The following is a 22,777-nucleotide window of genomic DNA, read 5'->3' as shown; positions in this document are numbered from 1 at the left end:
GCTCGGAAACTCGAAAGCCGGTCGCTTCGGGAAGACAATTGACCAGGAGGGCGTTCCATTCCTGAGTCGCACCTCTGTCGAGGTCGATCCGCTTTCCGATGTTTCGACTCTTGTCCCCCATCACATACGAAGGTTGTACCGCTGTGACTGTCACCGATTCCGCTGTTGCCCGAGTCAGCGCTGTCCGCGGCAAGGTGTCGAGCGGTCTGAGTGTCGGTCATCGACCGCATTCGACCCGACGCAAGCTTGCGATGTTGGCGCTGTCCATCGGTGGCTTCGGAATCGGCACGACGGAATTCGCGTCGATGGGGTTGTTGCCGGACATCGCCACGACGATGGGAATTTCGGAGCCCTCGGCGGGACACATGATCTCCGCCTACGCACTCGGTGTCGTCGTCGGTGCACCGACCATCGCGGCTCTGGCTGCCCGCGTCCCTCGCCGGATGCTGCTGCTGGCCCTCATGGTGGCCTTCACCCTCGGTAACCTCGGTACCGTCTTCGCGCCCAGCTTCAACGAATTGGTGGCCTCGCGATTCGTCGCCGGCCTGCCGCACGGCGCGTACTTCGGGGTGGCGGCTCTGGTTGCCGCGCATCTCGCCGAGCCCGGCAAACGAGCCAAGGCCGTCGCGATGGTCATGATGGGTCTGTCGGTCGCGAACGTCGTAGGCGTACCCGTGGCCACCTGGCTCGGGCAGGCGCTCGGCTGGCGAAGTGCGTTCGCACTCGTCGCCGTGATCGGGGCCCTGACCGTCACCGCACTCGTGCTCTGGATGCCGCGCCTCGACGCCATGCCCACCACCAGTCCCGTCACCGAACTCGGGGCTCTGCGTCGCAGCCAGGTATGGATGACCCTGTTCGTGGGCATCGTCGGATTCGGTGGCATGTTCGCGGTCTACACCTACATCGCGTCGACACTGACCGATGTGGCCGGTCTTGCCCGTGCCCTGGTGCCGATCGCGCTGATGATCTACGGGCTCGGAATGGTCGTCGGCAACTACGCCGGCGGGTGGCTGGCCGATCGATACAAGCTCAAGGGCACGTTCGTCGGACTGGCCGCGACGGCGGTGAGCCTTGCCGTTTTCGTCGTGGCCGCACACAACCCGATCACCGCACTGCTCCTGGTGTTCCTGATCGGCGCGTCCGGCTCCTCGGTGGTTCCCGGTCTGCAAACAAGGCTGATGGATGTGGCCGAGGACGCCCAAACGCTCGCTGCATCGCTCAATCACGCCGCGTTCAACCTGGCCAACGCCATCGGAGCGGCAGTCGGCGGTGCCGTCATCGCTGCAGGCTTCGGTTACACGGCACCGGCCGCTGTGGGCTCGGGCCTGGCGGTGGCCGGTCTGGGCGTTCTGGCTACCGCGATGTGGATGGACAAGCGCACAGCTGCGTGAGGCGCACCGAGCTCGAACCTTCACCGAACCTCCACATTTCCCGACGTACTCCTCCATGAGCGCCCTCTAGGGTCAGTTCTCATGAGCCGCACAGTTCTCGTCGTGGACGACGAGCCCACGATCTCCGAGGCCGTCGCCGTGCGGCTTCGCGGCGAGGGGTACGACGTCGTCACCGCAGCCGATGGCCCCGCCGCGGTCGAGGCGTGCGCGCGGTTCGATCCCGATGTCGTCATCCTGGATCTGATGCTGCCCGGATTCGACGGGCTCGAGGTGTGCCGCCGTATCCAGGCGTCGCGGCCGGTACCGGTATTGATGTTGACGGCCAAGTCGGACGAGACGGACATGCTCATCGGACTGGGCGTGGGCGCGGACGATTACCTGGGCAAACCGTTCAGTATGCGCGAGCTGGTCGCTCGCGTGCATGCGCTGCTTCGCCGCGCGGAGCGATCCCTGGCCGCCGAACCCCATGCAGTCCGAGTCGGTGACGTGCAGATCGATCACCGGGAACGACGAGTGTCGAACAACTCCGGCGACATCCACTTGACCAGAACAGAATTCGATATCCTCGCGTATCTTGCGGCACGGCCACGTACCGCGGTGTCTCGGGAGACTCTGCTGTCGCAGCTGTGGGGCTGGGACGATTCGGCAAGCAGCAGAACCGTCGACAGCCACGTGAAAGCGTTGCGTCGCAAACTCGGTGGCGACCTGATCCGCACCGTGCACGGCGTCGGCTATGCCGTGGAGTCGCCGCGATGATGCGAATGCTCCCGCGGCCGCTGGATCCATTGCGGTCGTTCAAGCTCAAGGTCTCGCTCGTCGTGGGCATCGTGCTGGTGTTGGCGAGCATCGTCTTCTGGATCGGAGCCGGCTGGCAATTTCGCTACACACTTCTCGCGGCACTCGTGGTGTCCGTGGCCGCAACGCAATTCGTCGCCCACGGAATGACGTCGCCGCTGCGCGAGATGACCTCGGCAGCCACATCGATGGCACGAGGTGACTATTCGACGCGGGTGCGCGCCACCTCCAAGGACGAGGTGGGGGAGCTCGCCACCGCCTTCAACACCATGGCAGGCGATCTGGAAGCCGCCGAGAAATACAGACGCGAACTGATCGGCAACGTCTCACATGAATTGAAGACGCCGATCGCTGCCCTGCGTGCTGTGCTCGAGAACGTGGTCGACGGGGTGACCGATGCCGATCCGCAGACGCTGGCGGTGGCACTGCGGCAGACCGAAAGGCTCGGCGATCTGGTCAACGAACTACTTGACTTGTCGCGAGTGGAGGGTGGCGTACTCACCATTGCTCCAGAAGAATTCGCGGTCCGGCAATTCCTGGAGGACGCAACGACTGCCCATCGAGGGCGAGTGTCGATCGTCGTCTCGCTCGACGCAACGACGGTTGTGGCCGACCGTTCTCGCATGACACAGGTGATCACCAACCTCGTCGACAATGCCGTGCGCCATTCCCCGACAACGAGTTCGGTGATCGTCCGCGCTCACCGAATCGAGGACGCGTTCGCGTTCGACGTCGTCGACGAGGGCCCCGGTATCGATCCGGCCGATCGCCACGCGGTGTTCGATCGATTCACCCGAGGCGGATCCACCGACGGCGGAACAGGTCTGGGGCTCTCGATCGCACGCTGGGCCACCGAACTGCACGGCGGGACCATCGAGGTTCTCGGCAGTGAATCCGGTTGCCACATCAGGGTGGCCGTCCCCGGGCACTGACTCGACACTTTTTCGTTCACGACTTTTCATCCACGACTGCGCGTCCTCGGACTGCAGCCGCCATCCTTCATGCCCGAAACTTCAGAAAAGGAAGAGCCATGAGCACGATCGATATTCCGACTCCGCCCACGAAAACACACGGGCACTCGCCCTGGGGGCCGCGCACCTGGCCGGTGCTCAGGTACTACCGCGCGCCGCGCGCGGCGCTCGTCGCGGCGGCGCTCAGCGGCCTGGTGGGTGCAACAGTGTTGGGAAACAACGGCTTCGGCGCCATGATCACTGCCGGGGCATTCGTGGCCGTGGTCCTCGTAGTGCGCCGCGGCAGGCTGTCGGCGTGGAAATGGGCCGGTGTGGCAGCAGTTCTGGCATTGGCGAGCGTCTCGGCTGTGCGAGACGCCGAGTGGATATCGGCGATGTCGACGACTCTGGCTGTCGTCGTCGGCGCGGTGGTGCTCTCCCGCGCATGGACCTGGACGGGCATTGCGCTCGGCGCTGCACTTCCCGTGTTGCTACCGATGCGTGTGTTTCGCTGGACCCGGCGGGGAGCTGCGTCCATCGACCTGGAGGGGCATCGCCCGGTGCGGATAGGCATGGTTGCCGCCGTGACCGTGGCGCTCTGCGTCGTGTTCGCGGCGCTGTTCGGCGCGGCAGACAAACGATTCGCGGACGCACTGAGGACAGTGACGCCGGAGTTCGATGTCCCATCGATTCTCGGACGCACCGTCGTCTTTGCGCTCACCGCAGCGGGCGCGCTCGCCGTGGCCTACGTGGCCCTGCACCCGCCTCGGTTCGATCGTCTCGCACCGTCACTGCGCCGAACATTGCGGTTGTGGGAGTGGATGATTCCCCTCGGCGCGGTGGTCGGGTTGTTCACCGTGTTCGTCGGCTTCCAGGTGCCGGTGCTCTTCGGCGGGCAAGGTCACGTCCAGACCACCGAGGGCCTGACCAACGCCGAATATGCGCGACAGGGTTTCTGGCAACTGCTTGCGGTGACGGTGCTGACGCTGCTCGTCATCGCGGTTACCGTCACCAAGGCAAGCCGCGACGCGCGAGGGGACCGAATCGCGTTGCGTGCGTTGCTCGGCGCTCTGTGTGCCCTGTCGATGGTGATCGTGGCGTCGGCACTGCATCGAATGTCGTTGTACGAGGAGCAGTACGGATACACCACTCTCCGGCTGTTCGTCACGGCCGTCGAATGGTGGCTGGGCTCGGTATTCGCGCTCCTGCTCGTCGCCGGCATTCGGATGTCGGGGCGTTGGCTTCCGCGAGCAGTGGGCGTCGGAGCCGTACTGACCGTGCTCGCGCTGGCGGCTATGAATCCCGATGCCTACATCGCGCGTCACAACGTGGAGCGGTTCGAGCAGACGGGCCGGATCGATACGTACTACCTGGGTGGGTTGTCGTCCGACGCGGACGCGGAGCTGGGCCGTCTTCCCGAGTTCGAGCGCGCCTGTGTGCGGGCCCGTGGTCCGGTGGCGGTAGGCACCTGGCAGCAGTGCACATATCCGTCGGTATCTGTACCCTGAGCAACGACTCGGATCACTGACAGACTCAGGGAGGTGCAGGATGGGATACCAGAACGTTCTCGTCACCTCGCTGCTCGTTATGTCGTTGCTCCTGACGACGCCCACTGGAACAGCAGACGTTGCACTTGTTCTCGTGGCGGCGCTCGCCGCGATGGTGCTGCTGGCGCACCGTGTCGAGGTTCTGACGCTGCTGCGCCGACTGCCGAATACCGGGCCCACGGCCGAGGAACGTCAGCTGCGAGGTTCGTTCCGGCGTCAACACCGCCCGGATGCGCCGGGCCGTCCGCAGCCACGAGCACCCGGTGCCCTGGTGGGGGCACTGTAGTTTCGAGTTCCCCCACGCCTTCGCGTCCATAGTCCGCAAGGCTTGCCCGGGAGAACAATTATGCTCGTCGTCAATGACGCCACCAGGCGTTTCGGTTCGCTGACCGTCTTCAGCGACATCTCGTTCGTCGTACCGGAGGGATCGGTGTGTGCGCTCGTCGGTGCAAACGGTGCCGGAAAGACGACTCTGCTCCGATGCGTCGTCGGGGCAGACAATCTCGATTCCGGCACCATCACGCTGTTCGGAGAGCCTGTCGACGAGACAGCGCCCGATTTTCGCGCGCGCGTGGCGTCGGTCCTGGACGATCCGGGGACGTTCCCGCATCTGTCGGTGAGTGAACACCTGCAACTCGTTGCTGCGGCCCACGGAGTGGCCGACCCTTCGAGTGCAGCCGAGCGGGTGATCGAGGGACTGGGGCTCGGATACGTCGTCGATCAGCTACCCGTCACCCTGTCCAGCGGTCAGAAGCGAAGGTTGGCACTGGGTTCGGCGTTCGTGCGACCGCGAGACGTACTGGTGCTCGACGAACCCGAGCAGCGGTTGGACGCCGAAGGCAAGCGTTGGTTGGCTCAGGCCATCGAGCGCGAAAAGCAGGCCGGCTGCATCGTCCTGATGGCATCTCACGACCCGGATCTCGTCGAGCAAGTGGCTGACACGAGCGTGGACGGTGACCAGTGGCGGCAGTGACGACGGCCGTTCCCTCGGCACGCGTCGTCCGTCGACGGATTCGTACGTGGAGACGCGCGAGGAAGCCAACCGACATCGGTGCCGTCCTGGCGGTGTGGGGACTACCGGTGTTTGTGGCCGGGGGACTGCTGTGGCACGTCCTCGGGCGCATCGACCCCAACGCGCTTCGATCCGGCGACTCGGTCGCCGGACTGGTGCGGGAGGTCGACTCCCTGTTCGCGGTCGGCCTCGCGCTCGCAGCCTTCGGTCTGCTCATGGCTGCTGTGCGGGCGCTGGGGCCGGTAGTGGTGGATTCCGCGGAACGCTTCTGGATTCACTCCACCCCGCTCGATCGGTCAGCTGTGCTTGCGCCGCGTTATTGGGCGACGACAGCCGGCGGGGGTGCAGTGGGCTTGCTGATTGCGCGCGGATCGACACTGGTCGGTACGGCTGTTGACAACTGGTGGTGGTTCGGCGGCACAGGGGCAGCGATAGGTGCGAGCGTCGTCGGTTGGGGAGTGTGCGCGCAGATTTCGCGGCTCGGAGACCGGTGGTACCGGAATTTCTCTGTCGGCCTGCTCTGCATCGGCGTCCTCGGATCTTCGGTGTCCGTCATTTACGCACCGGCACTTCCTGCATCACCGGTCATGTGGGCTGCGGCGTTCGCTGCCGTGTCCGGTGTCGCAATCGTGTCGGTCGGGCGCCGTCATGTTCGCCGGTTGAATCGGGCTGCGCTGGAACGCGGTTCGGGGCTCGTTACCTCACTGTCGGCCGCGACGACGACGATGGATTCTTCGTTCTTTTCCTCCGAGATGGATTTGCGTACCTGGCGTCGGGTGGGTCTGGTGCGGTCTCGGTCGTTTTCAGGTTCACGCTGGCGAATGTTCGTGGACGCCGATGCTCGGCGCGTCTTGCGGGATCGGAGCACGGTATCCACTCTGGTTGCGGTGACCATCGTGGTCTACCTCTGTACGGCGGTGTTCGCTCTGCCCCTGCGACCCCTCGTGTTGCTGCTGGCATGTTGTGTCGTCGGCACCGTGTTCGGTCGTGGACTACGAGATATCAACTCGTCAAGTGCTTTTCGTGCTGCTCTAGGAGGGTCTGATCGCAGTCTGCGCTCCGCGCATCTGGTCGTGCCTGCGGTCGGGGCAATCGCAGTGTTCGTTGTCTGCCAACCGGTCGTCTTCGGTGGCTCGGTCTGGGCAGTGCTGCCCATCCCGCTCGTTGCGCTCGTTGCGCTGTACAGATCGGCGTCGCGCCCGCCGCTCGAATACGGGGGACTGATACTCGAGACGCCGATGGGGCAGGTTCCGGTGGACATGTTTCGCCAATTGCTACGCGGTCCTCTCGTCGTGCTCGCGTTCGCCGCCGTGCAGATTGCGATCGGTGTCGGATGAACCGCTTCCGCATGCATCGCGCCGTGGTCACAGCTCTCGGCGTCCTTGCCGTCCTGCTCGTCGTGTTCACCGTCGTCGATGCACAACCCGCCGCCCAGATCGCGATGTTCGGTGCGTTGGTTGCGGCGTCGCTGATCGCCCTCGACGCAACGGTCGACGTGATCGTGATCGTGCCGCACTCGGTGTCGGCGGTCGGTGCGGACGGCCGGAGGCTTCGCGGGTCCTATCGCAGGCAGGAGCACCCCGCCACTCCCGGCCGCCCCATGCCCAGAGCGCCCGGTTCGGCCTGGCGACCGGACCGGTGGCTCGTGTCCTGCTGAGCCACTGCGAGATCCGGTCGAGACGCCCGATCGATTTCTCTCACAGTGAGGTGTTCCTCCATGCTCGATTTCGTCTATTACCCCGTCTCCGCCGTGCTGTGGTTCTGGCACCGGGTCTTCGGGTTCGTCCTCGGCCCCGACAACGGCTTCGCCTGGGCGCTGGCAGTGATATTCCTCGTCTTCACGCTGCGGGCGGTGCTGATCAAACCGTTCGTCGCCCAGATTCGCTCTCAGCTGGTCATGAGAAGGCTCCAACCTCAGATCAAGGCCCTGCAGAAGAAGTACTCCGGGGACCGCCCCCGGCAGGCGACCGAAGTACGCGCATTGCAGCGCGAACACGGCTTCAACCCCCTGATGGGGTGTCTACCGCTGCTGGCGCAGGCACCGGTTTTCATCGGTCTGCTCCACGTGTTGCGCTCGTTCAATCGGACCGGAACAGGGTTCGGGCACCTCGGTATGACGGCGCAGGAGAACGCGAACACCGCGAACTACGTGTTCGGTGCAACCGAGGTGCAGTCGTTTCTCGATGCGCGACTGTTCGGAGCGCCGATTTCCGCAGCCGTCAGCAGCTCCCGGGACGTGCTCGAGGCATTCGGGCCGTTCGGGGGAGTGCCGTCGGTGTGGAGTATTGCTCTCGTCGCTGTGCCGTTGATGATGGTTGCTGCCGTGGCCACTCATCTGAACTCCCGGGCGGCGATCACCCGTCAGGATGCAGCGTCCGCCGCCAACCCGCAGACGGCGATCATGAACAAGCTGACGCTCTGGGTCCTCCCGGCCGGAGTGCTCGTCGGTGGCGCGGTTCTGCCTGTGGCGGTGCTGCTCTATTTCACGAGCAACAACGTCTGGACCTACCTACAGCAGCACGTCGTCCACCGGCGGATCGATCGCGAGCCGACTCTGGTGTCGGAGGTGACATCGGTGGTCACCGCGCCGAAACCAGGCGCGAAGCCTCGGAGACGGTGAGCCGGCGGAGGTAGCGAGCCTGCGGGCTGTCGGCGGCCTCCGCTACCGTCGTCGGCGTGCCGATCACTATTTCCACAGTCAATGTCAACGGAATTCGCGCTGCTGTTCGCAAGGGCATGCTGCCGTGGCTCGAGACCACCGATGCCGACGTCGTCTGTTTGCAGGAAACCCGCGCCACTGACGGGGAACTGACCAAGGCGCTGGCACCGGCCCTCGATGCGGGCTGGCACCTGGCCTCCGCCGAACCATCGGCGAAGGGACGCAACGGCGTGGCGCTGCTGTCGAAGGCGGCCCCCGATGCGATACGCACCGGCATCGGCGCGGCAGAATTCGCCGATGCCGGTCGCTACATCGAAGGCGACTTCGGGGACGTCACCGTCGCGAGCCTGTACCTGCCTTCGGGCGAGGTGGGGACCGATCGCCAGGACGAGAAAGAACGCTTCATGGCTGCGTTCGCGAAGTATCTGACCAAGACGGCCAAGACAGCGAAGGCCGGCGACCGGGATGTCGTGGTCTGCGGCGACTGGAACATCGCCCACACCGAGGCCGATCTGAAGGCATGGAAGACCAACCGTAAGAATTCGGGGTTTCTGCCGGAGGAACGTGAGTGGGTGTCGCGACTGCTCGCCGAGAAGGCCCCGTGGACCGACGTCGTTCGGGCGCTACACCCGGACGTCGAGGGCCCATACAGCTGGTGGTCCTACCGCGGAAAGGCGTTCGACAACGACGCCGGTTGGCGCATCGACTATCAACTGGCTACGAGTGATCTGGCCGAGCGGGCCAAGGATGCGATCACGGAGAGGGCCGAGGCGTACGACGAGCGCTGGTCAGATCATGCGCCGGTGACCGTCCGCTACCGCTAGAGCGGAGCCTGCGGAGTGACCCGGGTGCGCTGGAGCGGAGCCTGCGGAGTGACCCGGGTGCGCTGGATCGGAGCCTGCGGAGTGACGCGTGCGATGGACAAGGCAAGGCACGCAGTCGGCGTCGATCGGGTCGTGAAAAGATTGGCTCATGTCTTCTTCCGACTCCATCGACACTACGCAGGGTCCGCGGCGACGCGTGCTCTCCGGCATCCAACCGACTGCCGATTCGTTCCATCTCGGCAATTACCTGGGTGCGGTGCGGAACTGGGTGGAGTTGCAGGACGAGTTCGATGCGTTCTATTTCATCCCGGACCTGCATGCAATCACTGTTCCGCAGGATCCCAAGGAACTGCGTCGGCGCACCAGAGTGGCTGCGGCACAGTTGCTCGCGGTGGGCATCGATCCAGAGAAGTCGACGCTGTTCGTGCAGAGCCAGGTTCCCGAGCATGCGCAATTGGCGTGGGTTCTCAACTGCATCACCGGGTTCGGCGAAGCGGCGCGGATGACGCAGTTCAAGGACAAATCGGCCAAGCAGGGACGCGATCACACCAGCGTCGGGCTGTTCACCTACCCCATTCTGCAGGCTGCCGACATTCTGCTCTACCGGCCCAATCTGGTTCCGGTGGGTGAGGATCAGCGTCAGCATCTGGAGTTGACGCGCGACTTGGCGCAGCGTTTCAACACGCGATTCAAGAAGACGTTCGTCGTTCCCGACGCGCACATCATCAAGGGCACAGCGAAGATCTTCGACCTGCAGGATCCCACCGCGAAGATGAGTAAGTCGTCGTCGAATCCGGCGGGCATCGTCAATATTCTCGACGATCCGAAGGTCTCGGCGAAGAAGATTCGCTCGGCGGTCACGGACAACGAACGCGACATCGTGTTCGATCCGGAGAACAAGGCGGGCGTCAGTAACCTGCTGGTCGTGCAGTCTGCGTTGTCGGGCGCGAGTATCGACGATCTCGTGGCCGGATATGCGGGCAAGGGCTACGGCGACCTCAAGTCGGACACCGCCGACGTGCTGACCGAGTTCGTCGTTCCGTTGCGTGAGCGGATGGACGGGTACATGGCCGATGTCGCCGAACTCGACCGTATCCTCGCTGCAGGTGCGGATCGGGCCAGAGAAGTGGCGAGCCGAACACTCGCTCAGGTCTACGACCGGGTGGGTTTCCTACCTCCCGGTGCCTAGCATTTTCGGCACCGTGGGTGTCGCTTCGCAACGATGCGGCAACATGATCAGACAGCGGCCCACGACAGTGAGAAGGTGAGTGTCATGCCCGACTTCAAGGCCATGCTCGACGACAAGCGTGCCCAGTGGCCCTGGCTCGATCACACCGTCGTTGCTGCGCAGCGGTTTCAAGGTCAAAAGGGAAACTACTATGCCGCCGGTATGACGTACTTCAGCGTGCTGGCGCTGTTTCCGTTGCTCATGGTTGCCTTTGCGGTCGCCGGGTTCGTCCTGGTGAACCAGCCGGAGTGGCTTTCCGAGATCCAGTCGCAGATCGCCGACAACGTGCCGGGCAGTTTCGGTGAGACGATCAACGATCTGATCAAGACGGCAATCGAAGAACGCGCAAGTGTCGGCATCATCGGTCTGTTCGGCGCGCTGTATGCCGGTCTCGGTTGGATCGCCAACCTGCGTGAGGCGCTGACCGCGATGTGGGAGAGCCAGCGCGACTCGGCTGGTTTTCTGGCAACAAAGGCCAAGGATTTTGCTGCGCTGCTCGGGCTCGGGGCCGCGCTGGTGTTGTCGCTCGCGTTGTCGGCACTGGCCGGTGGCGGCGTCATGCGCAGCATTCTCGAGTGGGCGAATCTCGACACCGTCCCAGGAGTCGGTATCGCACTGCGCGTATTTTCGATACTTCTCGCACTGGCGGGCACCTGGGCGTTGTTCACCTGGGTGATCTCACGGCTGCCGCGCGAGCCGGTGTCGTGGCGTAGCGCAGCAAAGGGTGCGCTACTTGCCGCAATCGGGTTCGAGATCTTCAAGCAGCTCGGTGCCATCTATCTGGGGTCGGTGACGAGTGGTCCTGCGGGCGTCGTCTTCGGGCCCATCATCGGTCTGTTGGTGTTCGTCTACACGACCTCACGGCTGGTGCTGTTCTCCACGTCGTTTGCCGCGACCACTCGCGAAAGCCTCGCCGCAGCTCACGTTCCGGCACCGGAACCGGCGGTGATCAGTACGAGGGTCGAGGTCAGCGAAGGACCGGGAGTGAGCGGCGGTCTGGCGCTGGTCGGCGCGGGGGCCCTAGCGGTTCTCGGTGTTGCAGGATTACGCAACAGACGCCGCTGACGTCGAGTGGGTGCGCCGAACGGAGTCCGATTCACCGGTTGCGCGACAGTTTTCGCGCTCCCCACAGCAATCCGATCACGACGATCGAGCCGATGACCCCGATCGCAATGCGAACGACTGTGTCGCCCTGTGCTTGCAGGTCGGACTGCCGGCTACCGGAGTCCGGCGACGTCGGCACCGATGACGGTGGCTGGGCGAGCGTCGGTGTCGCGTCGCTCGCGCGGGTACTCGTCACCGGCGATGTCGACTGCGGTTCGACGAGATCACCGACGCCGCTGGCCGAATTCAGGGCGAAGCCGTAGTCCAACAGTCGTGCAGCCTGCTCCCACGGACGTATCGGGAGCACGTCACCTTGCATGATCGTCACCACCAGCCGTCTACCGTTGCGCTCGGCTCCGGCAACGAAAGTCTGGCGAGCGTCGTCGGTGTATCCGGTCTTGCCGCCGAGGGCTCCCTCGTAGTTGTAGAGCAGCCGATTGTCGTTGGAGAGGGCGAACCCGGGCCGGTCCTGATCGTCCGGGATCGCGGGATCCTTCGGATAGCCTGGAAACTGCACGGTCTCCGTCGAAATCAGCTGCGCAAAAGTCGGATTGCGCATAGCCGCGCGGTAGATCAAAGCCAGGTCGTAGGCGGAACACGCCATCCCCGGCCCATCGAGACCGGACGGCGTCGCGGTGCGCGTGTCGAGCGCGCCCAGTTCGGCGGCCTTGGCATTCATCTTGTCCACGGTGGCGGCATTCCCGCCCATTTGCGCCGACAACGCATGCGCGGCATCGTTTCCCGACGCCATCACCAGGCCCTGCATCAGTTGCAGATTGGTGTACACCCCGTTCTTACCGATGCCGACGGCGCTGCCCTCGGCGTTGGCATCCTCGGCAGTCGCGGTGATCTGTGTGTTCAGGTTCAATTCGTCCAGTGCGACGAGCGCGAGCAGCATCTTGATCGTGCTCGCCGGCCGATATCGGCCGTGCGGATCCTTGGCTGCGAGCACCGCACCGGAGTCCATATCGGCGACCACGAATCCGGTGGCAGAGATATCCGCGGGGAGTGGGGGAGCACCGTCGGGCACCACCGCTCCGCACTCGGCGAGTCGATCTCCGCCGACAGCGTCCGCAGGAATCGGAAGTGGTTGCGGAACAGTACGTCCCGGTGCCGGAACCTCGGATAGGTCGATTGCGGGCGGTGGGGACGCCGCGAACGGGCAGTCGTCGGTGTCGGGCGTCGTGAACGGCGGTGTCGTCGTCGCAATCGGAGGCTCGGCGGCAGGCTGCGCCAGAGCCGGTCCGGCACCGATACCGGCCACGGCCATCGATACCGCACCCGCGACCACGAAGCTTCTGATCCTTTTCATCGCGAATCACCATAGGCGCTGCGGCGCTCGTCGATGCGGCGACTCGCGCTGGCGACCGACCGGCGGCCCCTGTGGTCCGACAGTTGCGACGATGAATGCGGCCAACTGGGTGCGCTCGGCCTGGCGAACCGATGAGAATTGTATGCACCGTATATTTCAACCTTCGAGCTATCGACCGGACCGGTCGTGCCAAGATCGTTCGGTGGTCCGAAAGGCACAGTTGTCCGAAAGGCACAGTTGTCCGAGAGGGAGTGGCAATGACGTTTCGACAGTGGCCCGACGCCGGCGTGTTCGGTACAGCCCGGAACCGGGCGGGCCGCACGCCGATCGCGGTGTTCGCGCTCGGTGCCGTCGTCGCACTGACGCTTACTGCCTGCTCGAGTACCGGTGGTGCTCCTCGATCGTCCGACGACGGGAGCAATGCGGGCGTCGCCGACACGCCGTCGGCGACGGTAGCGATGATTACGCACGAGGTTCCCGGCGACACTTTTTGGGATCTCGTGCGCAAGGGTGCCGAGGCCGCCGCAGCCAAGGACAACATCGAACTGCGCTACTCCGCAGATCCCGAGGCACCCAACCAGGCCAACCTCGTCCAGAGTGCGATCGATTCCAAGGTCGACGGCATTGCCGTCACCCTGGCCAAGCCCGATGCGATGGCACCCTCGGTGGAGGCGGCCACGGCGGCCGGCATCCCTGTGGTCGCGTTCAATTCCGGCTACGACTCCTGGAAAGGCATGGGGGTTGGGCAATACTTCGGCCAGGACGAAACCATCGCCGGTCAGGCAGCCGGTGCGCGGCTCACCGAGGACGGCGCACGTAAGACGCTGTGCATCATCCAGGAGCAGGGCGCTGTCGCGCTCGAGGCTCGTTGCGCGGGTGTCAGGCAGGGCTTCACCGGAGGTGGCACCGAGATCCTGAACGTCAACAGCAAGGACATGCCGTCCGTGGAGGCGACCATCACCGCCAAGCTGCAGCAGGATCCGACCATCGATCACGTCATCGCTCTCGCTGCTCCGATCGCCCTGACTGCCGTGCAGTCCACGAACAACGCGGGAAGCGACGCCACTGTCGTCACCTTCGACACCAATGCTGCGTTGGTCGACGCGATCGAGTCCGGCGACGTCGCATGGGCGATCGATCAGCAGCCTTACCTGCAGGGCTACCTGGCCATCGACTCGCTGTGGCTGTATCTCAACAACGGCAACACCGTCGGCGGAGGCACCCCGGTCCTGACCGGTCCCGCGTTCATCGACTCGACCAACATCGACGCCGTCGCCGAGTACGCCCGCAACGGCACACGCTGAGTGCATCGCCTCGGCTCGGAAGGAACATCATGTCCACACAGGCCGATCCGGCTCTGTCGAAACGCACCGCGATCGCGGATGGGCGAACCGGAAAGCGGAAGCCGTTGCAGCGTGTGCTGATTCGACCGGAGTTCGGTGCACTCTTCGGTGCAGTCGTCATTTTCGTCTTCTTCTGCATCGTCGCACCGCCGTTTCGGTCGCCCGAGGCTCTCGCCACTGTGCTGTACGCGTCGTCGACCATCGGCATCATGGCGATCGGTGTCTCGTTGCTGATGATCGGCGGTGAATTCGACCTCTCCACCGGTGTGGCGGTGACCTTTTCCTCACTCATGGCCTCGATGCTGGCCTACAACTTGCACCTGAACGTCTGGGCCGGTTCTGTTCTGGCGTTGGTGTTGGCATTGTCTGTGGGGGTGTTCAACGGATATCTGGTGATGCGCACCAGAATTGCGTCGTTCCTGATCACGTTGGCGTCGTTTCTGATGCTCACCGGCATCAATCTCGCCGTCACCAAGCTCGTCACCGGTCAGGTCGCCACCCCGTCCATCTCGGACATGGAGGGATTCGACTCGGCCAAGGCCGTCTTCTCGTCGTCGTTCTCGCTGTTCGGCGTGTCCGTTCGCATCACCGTCGTGTGGTGGATCGTCTTGACTCTGGCGGCGACATGGGTGTTGATGAGAACGCGCATCGGCAACTGGATCTTCGCAGTCGGTGGCAATCAGGAATCGGCACGAGCCGTCGGCGTCCCGGTCACGAGGGTCAAGATCGGCTTGTTCATGTTCGTCGGTTTCTGCGCCTGGTTCGTCGGCATGCATCTGCTGTTCGCCTTCGACACCGTCCAATCCGGTCAGGGTGTCGGCAACGAGTTCCTCTACATCATCGCCGCCGTCATCGGCGGATGCCTGCTCACCGGCGGGTACGGGACCGCCGTCGGCGCTTTCATCGGGGCGTTCATCTTCGGCATGACCAATCAGGGCATCGTCTACGCAGGGTGGAACCCCGACTGGTTCAAGTTCTTTCTCGGCGCGATGTTGCTGTTCGCCGTGATCGCAAACAACTCCTTCCGCACTTACGCGGCGAAAAGGTGATCCATGACTTCCCCCGCCACAACGCCTGACAACGAATCCTCCTCCGACACATCGGTGCCACTGATCGAACTGCGGGGCGTGGGCAAGAGCTACGGCAACATCGTCGCGCTCCAGGGAATCGATCTGCGCGTGGGTGCCGGTGAGGTGACCTGCGTGCTGGGCGACAACGGCGCAGGAAAATCCACCCTGATCAAGATCATGGCCGGCTTGCATCGTCAGTCCGAAGGCCAGTTGCTCGTCGACGGCGAACCAGCGACATTCGACTCACCGAAGGATGCGCTGAACAAGGGTATCGCCACGGTCTACCAGGACCTCGCCGTCGTCTCCCTGATGCCGGTGTGGCGCAACTTCTTTCTCGGCCAAGAGCTCCGCAGAGGCACGATCCTCAAATCGCTCGACATCGAGGCGATGCGCGCGACGACCATCGGCGAACTTCGCAAGATAGGCATCGATCTGCCCGATGTCGATGCCCCCATCGGCACCCTCTCCGGCGGACAGCGGCAGTGCGTGGCCATTGCCCGCGCCATGTTTTTCGGTGCCCGCGTGCTCATTCTCGACGAGCCGACTGCCGCGCTGGGCGTCAAGCAGTCGGGGATGGTGCTGCGCTACATTTCCGCAGCCAAGGAAGAGGGCTTCGGTGTCGTGCTCATCACCCACAATCCACACCACGCGTTCCTCGTCGGAGATCACTTCGTCCTGCTCAACCGCGGCCGTCAGACGCTCGATCGTGCGTACGGCGACATCACGCTCGACGATCTCACCACCGAAATGGCCGGTGGCCAGGATCTCGCCACCCTCACCCACGAACTCGGCCGATGACTCGGTGAGGGGTGAGAATCAGGCACGACGGGTAGTCGAGCGGTAGCGGTGCCCGACGGAGGCGCCAGACGAAGGAGCCGAACATGAGTGAGCACGAGCCCCTCGGACCACTGTCACCGGACTTTCTCGAATCCGATTTCTTCGGGTATCAGGGAATGCTCGACGACGACGAAATCGAGGTGGTGCTGCGCACTCGTCGGTTCCTCCAGGACGAGGTAGCGCCGCGGGCCAACGAATTCTGGGAGAAGGCCGTCTCGCCGGTGCATCTGATGCCGCAGATCGCCGAACTCGAGATCGCCGGCCTCGGTTACGCATTCGACGACCGAAAAGCCTCACGCAAGCTGCTCACCGGCTGGCTGGAGATGGAGTTCGCGCGCGTCGATCCGTCGACGGGAACCATGTTCAGCGTGCACAGCTCGCTGGCGATGAGCAGCATCTCGATCCTCGGCTCGGACGAGCAGCGTGCGCGGTGGTTGCCGGCCATGCGCCGGATGGAGACGATCGGCGCGTTCGGACTGTCCGAGCCGCACGGCGGATCCGATGTCGCGGGCGGCTTGGAGACCACGGCCCGCCTCGACGGCGACCACTGGATACTCAACGGCAGCAAGCGCTGGATCGGAAACGCCACGTTTGCAGACCTGACCATCGTCTTCGCCAAGGACGAGGCCGACGGCGAGGTGAAAGGTTTCGTGGTGGAGAAGGAGTTCGAGGGATTCCGGGCCGACAAGATCGAGGGTAAGTACTCGCTGCGGGCGGTGGAGAACGCGGACGTCCACCTCGAGAACTGTCGGGTCCCGGTCGCCAACAAGCTCGCCGATGCGAACTCCTTCGCAGACACCGCAAAGGTGCTTCGATTGACCCGAGGAGGGGTGGCGTTTCAGGCGGTGGGCGTCATGATGGGCGCGTACGAGCGAGCCGTTGCCTACGCACGCGAACGCGAGCAGTTCGGCGCTCCGATCGCATCCTTCCAGCTCATTTCCGATCTGATCGCGCGCATGACGGCAAACATCACCGCATCGCTCGGTATGGCGATCCGTGTCGCGCAGTTGCAGGGCAACGGAATTCATCACGACGAGCACGCGGCGCTCGCGAAGACCTTCTGCACGACGCGACTGCGCGAAGTTGTGGGTTGGGCCCGAGAGATAATGGGTGGCAACGGAATTCTGATCGAGAACGACGTCATCAGATTCTTCGCCGACGCCGAGGCGCTCTACTCCTACGAGGGAACGGCACAGATCAACAACCTGATCGTCGGCCGCGGCGTCACGGGCTTCAGCGCATTCGTCTGACACAGCCCGTTCGTCCCACACACACGAAACGGCGAGCGCCCCTTCGCATCTGCGAAGGGGCGCTCGCCGTCGGCAGTGATGGTCAGCGTGCGAACAGCAGCGCGCGCTTGACTTCCTGAATTGCCTTGGTCACCTGGATGCCGCGAGGGCAGGCGTCGGTGCAGTTGAAGGTGGTGCGGCACCGCCACACACCCTCGACATCGTTGAGGATGTCCAGTCGCTCCGTTGCACCCTCGTCGCGGCTGTCGAAGATGAACCGGTGTGCATTGACGATTGCGGCGGGGCCGAAGTAACTGCCGTCGCTCCAGAACACGGGGCACGAGGTGGTGCAGCACGCGCACAGGATGCATTTTGTGGTGTCGTCGAATCGGGCGCGGTCCGCTGCAGACTGGATCCGCTCACGGGTCGGCTCGTTACCTGTCGTCATCAGGAAGGGCTTCACGGCGCGGAACGCGTCGAAGAAGGGCTCCATGTCGACGATGAGGTCCTTCTCCACCGGCAAGCCCTTGATGGGCTCGATGGTGATGTTGAGCGTCTTCGACGAATCCTTGGGAAGCATGTCGCGCATCAACACCTTGCAGGCGAGACGGTTGACGCCGTTGATCCGCATTGCATCGCTGCCGCAGACGCCGTGTGCGCACGAACGACGGAACGTCAGGGTGCCGTCCAGGTAGCCCTTGACGTACAGCAGCAGGTTGAGCAGACGGTCGGTGGCCAGGGTGGGGACCTGAAAGGTGTCCCAGCGCTGTCCGTCACCGCTCTCGGGGTTGAAGCGCGCGATCTTGAGGTTCACCATCACCGCGCCTTCGGGGACGGGTGGCAGATCGGACTCGTTCGACTTCTTGTCCAGGGTGGGTGCACTCATATCAGTACTTCCGCTCCATCGGCTCGTAGCGGGTTTGGATTACCGGCTTGTAATCCAGGCGGATCTCGGTGAGCAAACCTGTGCCCTCTTTGTAGGCCATGGTGTGCTTCATGTACTCGGCATCGTTGCGCTCGGGGTAGTCCTCGCGAGCGTGACCGCCGCGCGATTCCTTGCGGTTGAGGGCGCCGACGACCGTGACCTCGGCCATTTCGAGCAGGAAGCCCAACTCGATGGCCTCGAGCAAATCGCTGTTGTAGCGCTTGCCCTTGTCGGTGACCGTGATCTTGTTGTACCGCTCCTTGAGGGCGCGGACATCTTTGAGAGCCGTCTCGAGACGCTCCTCGGTGCGGAACACCGATGCGTTGTTGTCCATGGACTGCTGCATCTCGGTGCGGATGTCGGCTGCGCGCTCGTGGCCGTGATCGGACAGGATCAACTCCAACCAGTCCTGCACCATCTTCGCCGGTTCCTCGGGGAGCGGGGTGAAGTCGACCGAGTTGGCGTACTCGGCCGCTGCGATGCCCGCACGACGGCCGAAGACGTTGATGTCGAGCAGCGAGTTGGTGCCGAGGCGGTTGGCTCCGTGCACCGACACACAAGCGCATTCTCCGGCTGCGTACAGACCGGGAACGCTGTCGGTGTTGTTGCGGAGTACCTCACCGTGAATCTTGGTGGGGATGCCGCCCATCACGTAGTGACACGTCGGGTAGACGGGCACCGGCTCCTTGACGGGGTCGACACCGAGGTAGGTGCGCGAGAACTCCATGATGTCGGGGAGCTTCTCGTCCAGAACTTCCTCGGGGATGTGCGTGACGTCGATGTAGACGTAGTCCTTGTTCGGGCCGCCGCCGCGTCCTTCGAGGACCTCGAGGACCATCGAGCGCGCGACGATGTCGCGCGGCGCAAGGTCCTTGATGGTCGGTGCGTAGCGCTCCATGAAGCGTTCACCGGACTCGTTGCGGAGGATGCCGCCCTCGCCTCGGACCGCCTCGGAAATGAGGATGCCCAGGCCTGCGAGACCGGTCGGGTGGAACTGGTGGAATTCCATGTCCTCGAGCGGAAGTCCCTTGCGGAAGACGATGCTCATGCCGTCGCCGGTGAGGGTGTGCGCGTTGGACGTGGTCTTGTAGATCCGGCCCGAGCCGCCGGTGGCGAAAATGATCGACTTGGCGTGGAAGATGTGCAGCTCACCGGTGGAGAGCTCGTAGGCGATGATGCCGGTGGCGACGGGACCGTCGTCGGTCTCGGTCAGGCACAGGTCCAGTGCGTAGAACTCGTTGTAGAACTCGACGTCGTGCTTGACGCAGTTCTGGTAGAGCGTCTGCAGGATCATGTGGCCGGTGCGGTCCGCGGCGTAGCAGGCCCGGCGAACGGGCGCTTTGCCGTGGTCGCGGGTGTGTCCACCGAAGCGACGCTGATCGATCTTGCCTTCGGGCGTGCGGTTGAACGGCAGGCCCATCTTCTCGAGATCGAGAACGGCGTCGATGGCTTCCTTGGCCATGATCTCCACCGCGTCCTGGTCGGCGAGGTAGTCGCCGCCCTTGACGGTGTCGAACGTGTGCCACTCCCAGTTGTCCTCTTCGACATTGGCCAGTGCGGCACACATGCCGCCCTGTGCTGCACCGGTGTGCGAGCGCGTGGGGTAGAGCTTGGTCAGTACGGCAGTGCGCGCGCGGGGTCCTGCTTCGATCGCGGCACGCATACCGGCACCGCCTGCGCCGACGATCAGTACGTCGTAACGATGTTCCTGCATGTAAGCGTCAGTGTCCTTAGCTCGCCGAGATGTTGGGATCGAAGGTGAAGATGACGTAGGTGCCGACGCCCATGATCAGGATCATCGACAGCACCAGCAGTGTGGTCAACCAGAACCGCGTCGTGTCCTTGCGTGAGTAGTCCGCGATGATCGTGCGCAGGCCGTTGCCGCCGTGCAGCTGAGCGAGCCACAGCATCGTCAGATCCCAGAACTGCCAGAACGGGCTGGCCCAGCGACCGGCGACGAATGCGAAGTTGATGCGGTGCACACCGTCGTCGAGCATCAGCATGATGAACATGTGTCCGAGTACGAGCACGATCAGAGCCAGACCGGAGAAGCGCATGAACAGCCATGCGTAGAGCTCGAAGTTGCCCTTGCTCTGACGACGCGGTGAACGCGGGTTGGCCAAGCTGGCCGGACGGTCGTAGTTCGTACCGAGGACCTTGGCCTCGGGACCCTGCGTAGACATCACTGACCACCCGCCGTGAACATGTTGTAGAAGATTCGTCCCGCACCGGGGATCATGACGACGAGCCAGACGACTCCGATGACCCACAGCATCGGCTTCTGGTACTGCGGTCCCTTGGACCAGAAATCGATCAACATCACCCGGATGCCGTTCAGCGCGTGGTACAGCACTGCCGCGACGAGGCCGAGCTCCATCAGGCCGACGAGAGGGGTCTTGTAGGTCTCGATGATGGCGTCGTACGTTTCGGGGTTGACCCGAACCATCGCCGTGTCGAGGACGTGGACGAACAAGAAGAAAAAGACCAGAACGCCTGTGATTCTGTGAAGGACCCAGGACCACATGCCCGGATCCCCGCGGTACAGCGACCGCTTGTGCTCCTTGACCGGAGCGGCTTCTGTCGTGCTACTCATCGAGTGCAATGCCTCCAACGTCGTTGGTGGACGCGTCGAGCCCGGTGGCCGGTCTTGTCCTGGCTCGATTTGTCGCGATTCGGCCCTAGTGCTGGTTGTACTAGCCGCTTACAAGAAACTGTAAACCCATTCGAAACACGGAACTAATTCGACTCGAGGTTCGTATCGCAACGAAATTCGGTGTTAGGTTTGCCTTCCCAATTCGGGCTCGAAGTTTCCGGCAGTTCTCTGCATCAATTCAGACAGCATGATTGGATGAGTGATTATGGACGAAATCGACTGGAATGCGTTGCGCGACAGCGCTCATGAGGCAATGCGTCGTGCTTACGCCCCGTACTCGAACTTTCCGGTCGGTGCGGCTGCTCTGGTGGACGACAATCGAATAGTCACTGGGTGCAATGTGGAAAATGTCTCATACGGTTTGGGGCTCTGCGCCGAGTGTGGACTGGTCTCGAACCTGCACTCGACCGGCGGGGGCGCACTCGTGGCCTTCTCCTGCTGCGATTCTCGACGTGAGATCCTGATGCCGTGCGGGCGGTGCCGGCAGTTGCTGTTCGAGTTCGGTGGCCCGGAACTGCTCGTCGACACCACCTCGGGACCGCGTCGACTGGCAGAGTTGCTCCCCGATGCATTCGGCCCCGACAACCTCGACGAAGGACGCGTGAACGACCATGCCTGACGCCGTATCGATCATCAGCGCCAAGCGCGACGGTCGCGTTCTCGACGACGAGCAGATCGAGTGGGTGATCGCGGAGTTCACTCGCGGAACCGTCGCGCCGGAACAGATGTCGGCGTTGGCGATGGCAATTCTGTTGCGCGGACTGTCGCGTCGGGAATTGAGTACGTGGACGAACGCGATGATCGCCTCGGGCACCCGGATGGACTTCTCCTCGCTGCCGCTGCCCACCGTCGACAAGCACTCGACCGGCGGTGTCGGAGACAAGATCACGTTGCCGCTGGCTCCGCTCGTCGCCGCGTGCGGGGCAGCGGTTCCGCAGCTGTCGGGTCGAGGGTTGGGGCACACCGGCGGAACGCTCGACAAGCTCGAGTCGATCCCCGGGTGGCGAGCGGATCTCACCGGCGAACAGATGCACCGCATCCTGGCCGATCCGGCAGTCGGCGCGGTCGTGTGCGCCGCCGGTGCCAGTCTTGCTCCGGCCGACAAGAAGCTCTATGCACTGCGTGACGTCACCGGGACCGTCGAATCGATTCCACTGATCGCGAGCTCGATCATGAGCAAGAAGATCGCCGAGGGCACCGGCGCGCTGGTATTGGACGTCAAGGTCGGTGCCGGTGCGTTCATGAAGAGCGTCGAGGACGCACGTGAACTCGCCACCGCCATGGTCGAGCTCGGAACCGACGCGGGCGTGCGCACTCTGGCGGTGCTGACGGCGATGGACACCCCACTCGGGCTCACCGCGGGCAACGCACTCGAAGTGGAGGAGTCCGTCGAGGTGCTCGCCGGGGGAGGACCGGCCGACATCGTCGAGTTGACGATCACGTTGGCGCGAACGATGCTCGCCGCGGCCGGGATCGAGGGCGTCGATCCGGCCGACAAACTCGCCGATGGTTCGGCGATGGATCGGTGGCGGACGATGATCGCCGCGCAGGGCGGCGATCCCGATGCAGCGTTGCCGACCGCCCGTGAGAGTCAGGAGTTCACCGCCACCACCGATGGCGTCGTGACCGGGTTGGACGCGATGGGCGTCGGACTCGCGGCGTGGCGGCTCGGGGCAGGCCGCGAGCGACAGGGCGAGCCGGTGCAGAGCGCAGCCGGTGTGCGTCTGCACGCCAAGCCCGGTGATCGAGTGCGGGCCGGGGATCGGCTGGCGACGCTCTACACCGACACTCCCGAGCGGTTCGAGTACGCGCAGCAGGCACTCGACACCAGTTGGGAGATCGGTGCCACGCCGCCGCAGCTGCGGCCACTCGTCATCGACCGCATCGGACAGTAGCGG

At 63.9% G+C, this 22,777-nt stretch carries 22 protein-coding genes and 1 pseudogene; 18 read left to right on the top strand and 5 right to left on the bottom strand.

Going from position 1 to position 22,777, the window contains the following annotated elements:
* The first annotated feature begins 251 nt into the window (after positions 1–251).
* The 12 genes and pseudogenes from RHODMAR_RS19840 (at position 252) to yhjD (ending at position 11,471) form a co-directional block, all read left to right on the top strand.
* Entirely contained in the window at positions 252–1,391 is a 1,140-nt protein-coding gene (locus RHODMAR_RS19840; RefSeq protein ID WP_042939941.1) for an MFS transporter, read from the top strand.
* 81 nt (positions 1,392–1,472) lie between these two features.
* Positions 1,473–2,147, top strand: a complete 675-nt coding sequence (locus RHODMAR_RS19835; protein WP_008718060.1) for a response regulator transcription factor — start codon at positions 1,473–1,475, stop codon at positions 2,145–2,147.
* On the top strand, positions 2,147–3,118 hold the full coding sequence (locus RHODMAR_RS19830; RefSeq protein ID WP_008718058.1) for a HAMP domain-containing sensor histidine kinase: 972 nt from the start codon (positions 2,147–2,149) through the stop codon (positions 3,116–3,118). Before RHODMAR_RS19835 ends, RHODMAR_RS19830 begins: the two co-directional genes overlap by 1 nt.
* 98 nt (positions 3,119–3,216) lie before the next feature.
* The gene (locus RHODMAR_RS19825; RefSeq protein WP_008718056.1) at positions 3,217–4,644 is read left to right on the top strand and encodes a DUF4153 domain-containing protein; all 1,428 of its coding nucleotides are present in this window, start codon (positions 3,217–3,219) and stop codon (positions 4,642–4,644) included.
* Between the two features lie 40 nt (positions 4,645–4,684).
* A complete protein-coding gene (locus tag RHODMAR_RS19820; protein WP_008718054.1) occupies positions 4,685–4,969 on the top strand; it encodes a DUF6412 domain-containing protein in 285 nt (94 codons plus the stop codon).
* A 60-nt stretch (positions 4,970–5,029) separates the two neighbouring features.
* Positions 5,030–5,656, top strand: coding sequence for an ABC transporter ATP-binding protein (locus RHODMAR_RS19815; protein WP_008718053.1), 627 nt, complete (start codon positions 5,030–5,032; stop codon positions 5,654–5,656).
* Complete coding sequence (locus tag RHODMAR_RS19810; protein WP_232433720.1) at positions 5,653–7,032, top strand: DUF6297 family protein; 1,380 nt, start codon at positions 5,653–5,655, stop codon at positions 7,030–7,032. The genes RHODMAR_RS19815 and RHODMAR_RS19810 overlap by 4 nt, the downstream gene beginning before the upstream one ends.
* Positions 7,029–7,352, top strand: coding sequence for a DUF6412 domain-containing protein (locus RHODMAR_RS19805; protein WP_008718049.1), 324 nt, complete (start codon positions 7,029–7,031; stop codon positions 7,350–7,352). Before RHODMAR_RS19810 ends, RHODMAR_RS19805 begins: the two co-directional genes overlap by 4 nt.
* Positions 7,353–7,412: 60 nt before the next feature.
* Positions 7,413–8,303 (top strand): annotated as a pseudogene (gene yidC, locus RHODMAR_RS19800) (membrane protein insertase YidC); the annotation flags it as partial.
* Positions 8,304–8,371: 68 nt separating this feature from the next.
* Entirely contained in the window at positions 8,372–9,178 is an 807-nt protein-coding gene (locus tag RHODMAR_RS19795) for an exodeoxyribonuclease III (protein WP_008718046.1), read from the top strand.
* Positions 9,179–9,326: 148 nt separating this feature from the next.
* The gene (trpS, locus tag RHODMAR_RS19790) at positions 9,327–10,367 is read left to right on the top strand and encodes a tryptophan--tRNA ligase (RefSeq protein WP_008718045.1); all 1,041 of its coding nucleotides are present in this window, start codon (positions 9,327–9,329) and stop codon (positions 10,365–10,367) included.
* An 84-nt stretch (positions 10,368–10,451) separates the two neighbouring features.
* Positions 10,452–11,471, top strand: coding sequence for an inner membrane protein YhjD (yhjD, locus tag RHODMAR_RS19785; RefSeq protein WP_008718043.1), 1,020 nt, complete (start codon positions 10,452–10,454; stop codon positions 11,469–11,471).
* Between the two features lie 31 nt (positions 11,472–11,502).
* Here the strand turns inward: yhjD and RHODMAR_RS19780 are convergent, their stop codons facing one another.
* The gene (locus RHODMAR_RS19780) at positions 11,503–12,822 is read right to left on the bottom strand and encodes a D-alanyl-D-alanine carboxypeptidase family protein (protein WP_008718041.1); all 1,320 of its coding nucleotides are present in this window, start codon (positions 12,820–12,822) and stop codon (positions 11,503–11,505) included.
* Between the two features lie 257 nt (positions 12,823–13,079).
* On the opposite strand from RHODMAR_RS19780, the gene RHODMAR_RS19775 reads away from it, so the two are divergent.
* The 4 genes from RHODMAR_RS19775 (at position 13,080) to RHODMAR_RS19760 (ending at position 17,322) form a co-directional block, all read left to right on the top strand.
* Positions 13,080–14,126, top strand: a complete 1,047-nt coding sequence (locus RHODMAR_RS19775) for a substrate-binding domain-containing protein (protein ID WP_008718039.1) — start codon at positions 13,080–13,082, stop codon at positions 14,124–14,126.
* Between the two features lie 29 nt (positions 14,127–14,155).
* Positions 14,156–15,214 (top strand): ABC transporter permease, encoded by a 1,059-nt coding sequence (locus RHODMAR_RS19770; RefSeq protein ID WP_008718035.1) that lies wholly within the window; start codon positions 14,156–14,158, stop codon positions 15,212–15,214.
* A 3-nt stretch (positions 15,215–15,217) separates the two neighbouring features.
* Positions 15,218–16,033 carry an ATP-binding cassette domain-containing protein gene (locus tag RHODMAR_RS19765; RefSeq protein ID WP_008718033.1) on the top strand — a complete coding sequence of 272 codons (816 nt, stop codon included), beginning with the start codon at positions 15,218–15,220 and terminating at the stop codon, positions 16,031–16,033.
* A gap of 83 nt (positions 16,034–16,116) precedes the next feature.
* Positions 16,117–17,322, top strand: coding sequence for an acyl-CoA dehydrogenase family protein (locus RHODMAR_RS19760; protein WP_008718031.1), 1,206 nt, complete (start codon positions 16,117–16,119; stop codon positions 17,320–17,322).
* A gap of 82 nt (positions 17,323–17,404) precedes the next feature.
* On the opposite strand, the gene RHODMAR_RS19755 is transcribed toward RHODMAR_RS19760, so the two are convergent.
* The 4 genes from RHODMAR_RS19755 to sdhC are packed head-to-tail and all read right to left on the bottom strand — an operon-like array spanning position 17,405 to position 20,819.
* Positions 17,405–18,187 carry a succinate dehydrogenase iron-sulfur subunit gene (locus tag RHODMAR_RS19755; protein WP_008718029.1) on the bottom strand — a complete coding sequence of 261 codons (783 nt, stop codon included), beginning with the start codon at positions 18,185–18,187 and terminating at the stop codon, positions 17,405–17,407.
* Between the two features lies 1 nt (position 18,188).
* Positions 18,189–19,940 carry a succinate dehydrogenase flavoprotein subunit gene (sdhA, locus tag RHODMAR_RS19750; protein ID WP_042939926.1) on the bottom strand — a complete coding sequence of 584 codons (1,752 nt, stop codon included), beginning with the start codon at positions 19,938–19,940 and terminating at the stop codon, positions 18,189–18,191.
* Positions 19,941–19,956: 16 nt separating this feature from the next.
* Positions 19,957–20,409, bottom strand: coding sequence for a succinate dehydrogenase hydrophobic membrane anchor subunit (locus RHODMAR_RS19745; protein ID WP_008718026.1), 453 nt, complete (start codon positions 20,407–20,409; stop codon positions 19,957–19,959).
* A complete protein-coding gene (gene sdhC / locus RHODMAR_RS19740) occupies positions 20,409–20,819 on the bottom strand; it encodes a succinate dehydrogenase, cytochrome b556 subunit (RefSeq protein ID WP_008718023.1) in 411 nt (136 codons plus the stop codon). The genes RHODMAR_RS19745 and sdhC overlap by 1 nt, the downstream gene beginning before the upstream one ends.
* 265 nt (positions 20,820–21,084) lie before the next feature.
* Between sdhC and RHODMAR_RS19735 the strand changes: the two genes are divergently transcribed.
* Positions 21,085–21,498, top strand: a complete 414-nt coding sequence (locus RHODMAR_RS19735; protein WP_008718020.1) for a cytidine deaminase — start codon at positions 21,085–21,087, stop codon at positions 21,496–21,498.
* On the top strand, positions 21,491–22,774 hold the full coding sequence (locus RHODMAR_RS19730) for a thymidine phosphorylase (RefSeq protein ID WP_008718018.1): 1,284 nt from the start codon (positions 21,491–21,493) through the stop codon (positions 22,772–22,774). The genes RHODMAR_RS19735 and RHODMAR_RS19730 overlap by 8 nt, the downstream gene beginning before the upstream one ends.
* Positions 22,775–22,777: the final 3 nt, after the last annotated feature.

The sequence above is a fragment of the Rhodococcus sp. AW25M09 genome, from assembly GCF_000333955.1.
In the GTDB taxonomy this organism is placed as follows: Bacteria; Actinomycetota; Actinomycetes; order Mycobacteriales; family Mycobacteriaceae; genus Rhodococcoides.
This window is presented reverse-complemented; position numbering and strand designations above follow the sequence as displayed.

Excerpts from the sequence above, each read along its gene's own strand:
- RHODMAR_RS19730 (WP_008718018.1), top strand. The coding sequence starts at position 21,491 with ATGCCTGACGCCGTATCGATCATCAGCGCCAAGCGCGACGGTCGCGTT.
- RHODMAR_RS19770 (WP_008718035.1), top strand. The coding sequence starts at position 14,156 with ATGTCCACACAGGCCGATCCGGCTCTGTCGAAACGCACCGCGATCGCG.
- trpS (WP_008718045.1), top strand. The coding sequence starts at position 9,327 with ATGTCTTCTTCCGACTCCATCGACACTACGCAGGGTCCGCGGCGACGC.
- RHODMAR_RS19735 (WP_008718020.1), top strand. The coding sequence starts at position 21,085 with ATGGACGAAATCGACTGGAATGCGTTGCGCGACAGCGCTCATGAGGCA.
- RHODMAR_RS19820 (WP_008718054.1), top strand. The coding sequence starts at position 4,685 with ATGGGATACCAGAACGTTCTCGTCACCTCGCTGCTCGTTATGTCGTTG.
- RHODMAR_RS19840 (WP_042939941.1), top strand. The coding sequence starts at position 252 with ATGTTGGCGCTGTCCATCGGTGGCTTCGGAATCGGCACGACGGAATTC.
- RHODMAR_RS19775 (WP_008718039.1), top strand. The coding sequence starts at position 13,080 with ATGACGTTTCGACAGTGGCCCGACGCCGGCGTGTTCGGTACAGCCCGG.
- RHODMAR_RS19765 (WP_008718033.1), top strand. The coding sequence starts at position 15,218 with ATGACTTCCCCCGCCACAACGCCTGACAACGAATCCTCCTCCGACACA.
- RHODMAR_RS19755 (WP_008718029.1), bottom strand. The coding sequence starts at position 18,187 with ATGAGTGCACCCACCCTGGACAAGAAGTCGAACGAGTCCGATCTGCCA.
- sdhA (WP_042939926.1), bottom strand. The coding sequence starts at position 19,940 with ATGCAGGAACATCGTTACGACGTACTGATCGTCGGCGCAGGCGGTGCC.
- RHODMAR_RS19815 (WP_008718053.1), top strand. The coding sequence starts at position 5,030 with ATGCTCGTCGTCAATGACGCCACCAGGCGTTTCGGTTCGCTGACCGTC.
- RHODMAR_RS19835 (WP_008718060.1), top strand. The coding sequence starts at position 1,473 with ATGAGCCGCACAGTTCTCGTCGTGGACGACGAGCCCACGATCTCCGAG.
- RHODMAR_RS19745 (WP_008718026.1), bottom strand. The coding sequence starts at position 20,409 with ATGTCTACGCAGGGTCCCGAGGCCAAGGTCCTCGGTACGAACTACGAC.
- RHODMAR_RS19805 (WP_008718049.1), top strand. The coding sequence starts at position 7,029 with ATGAACCGCTTCCGCATGCATCGCGCCGTGGTCACAGCTCTCGGCGTC.
- yhjD (WP_008718043.1), top strand. The coding sequence starts at position 10,452 with ATGCCCGACTTCAAGGCCATGCTCGACGACAAGCGTGCCCAGTGGCCC.
- RHODMAR_RS19825 (WP_008718056.1), top strand. The coding sequence starts at position 3,217 with ATGAGCACGATCGATATTCCGACTCCGCCCACGAAAACACACGGGCAC.
- RHODMAR_RS19780 (WP_008718041.1), bottom strand. The coding sequence starts at position 12,822 with ATGAAAAGGATCAGAAGCTTCGTGGTCGCGGGTGCGGTATCGATGGCC.
- RHODMAR_RS19760 (WP_008718031.1), top strand. The coding sequence starts at position 16,117 with ATGAGTGAGCACGAGCCCCTCGGACCACTGTCACCGGACTTTCTCGAA.
- sdhC (WP_008718023.1), bottom strand. The coding sequence starts at position 20,819 with ATGAGTAGCACGACAGAAGCCGCTCCGGTCAAGGAGCACAAGCGGTCG.
- RHODMAR_RS19830 (WP_008718058.1), top strand. The coding sequence starts at position 2,147 with ATGCGAATGCTCCCGCGGCCGCTGGATCCATTGCGGTCGTTCAAGCTC.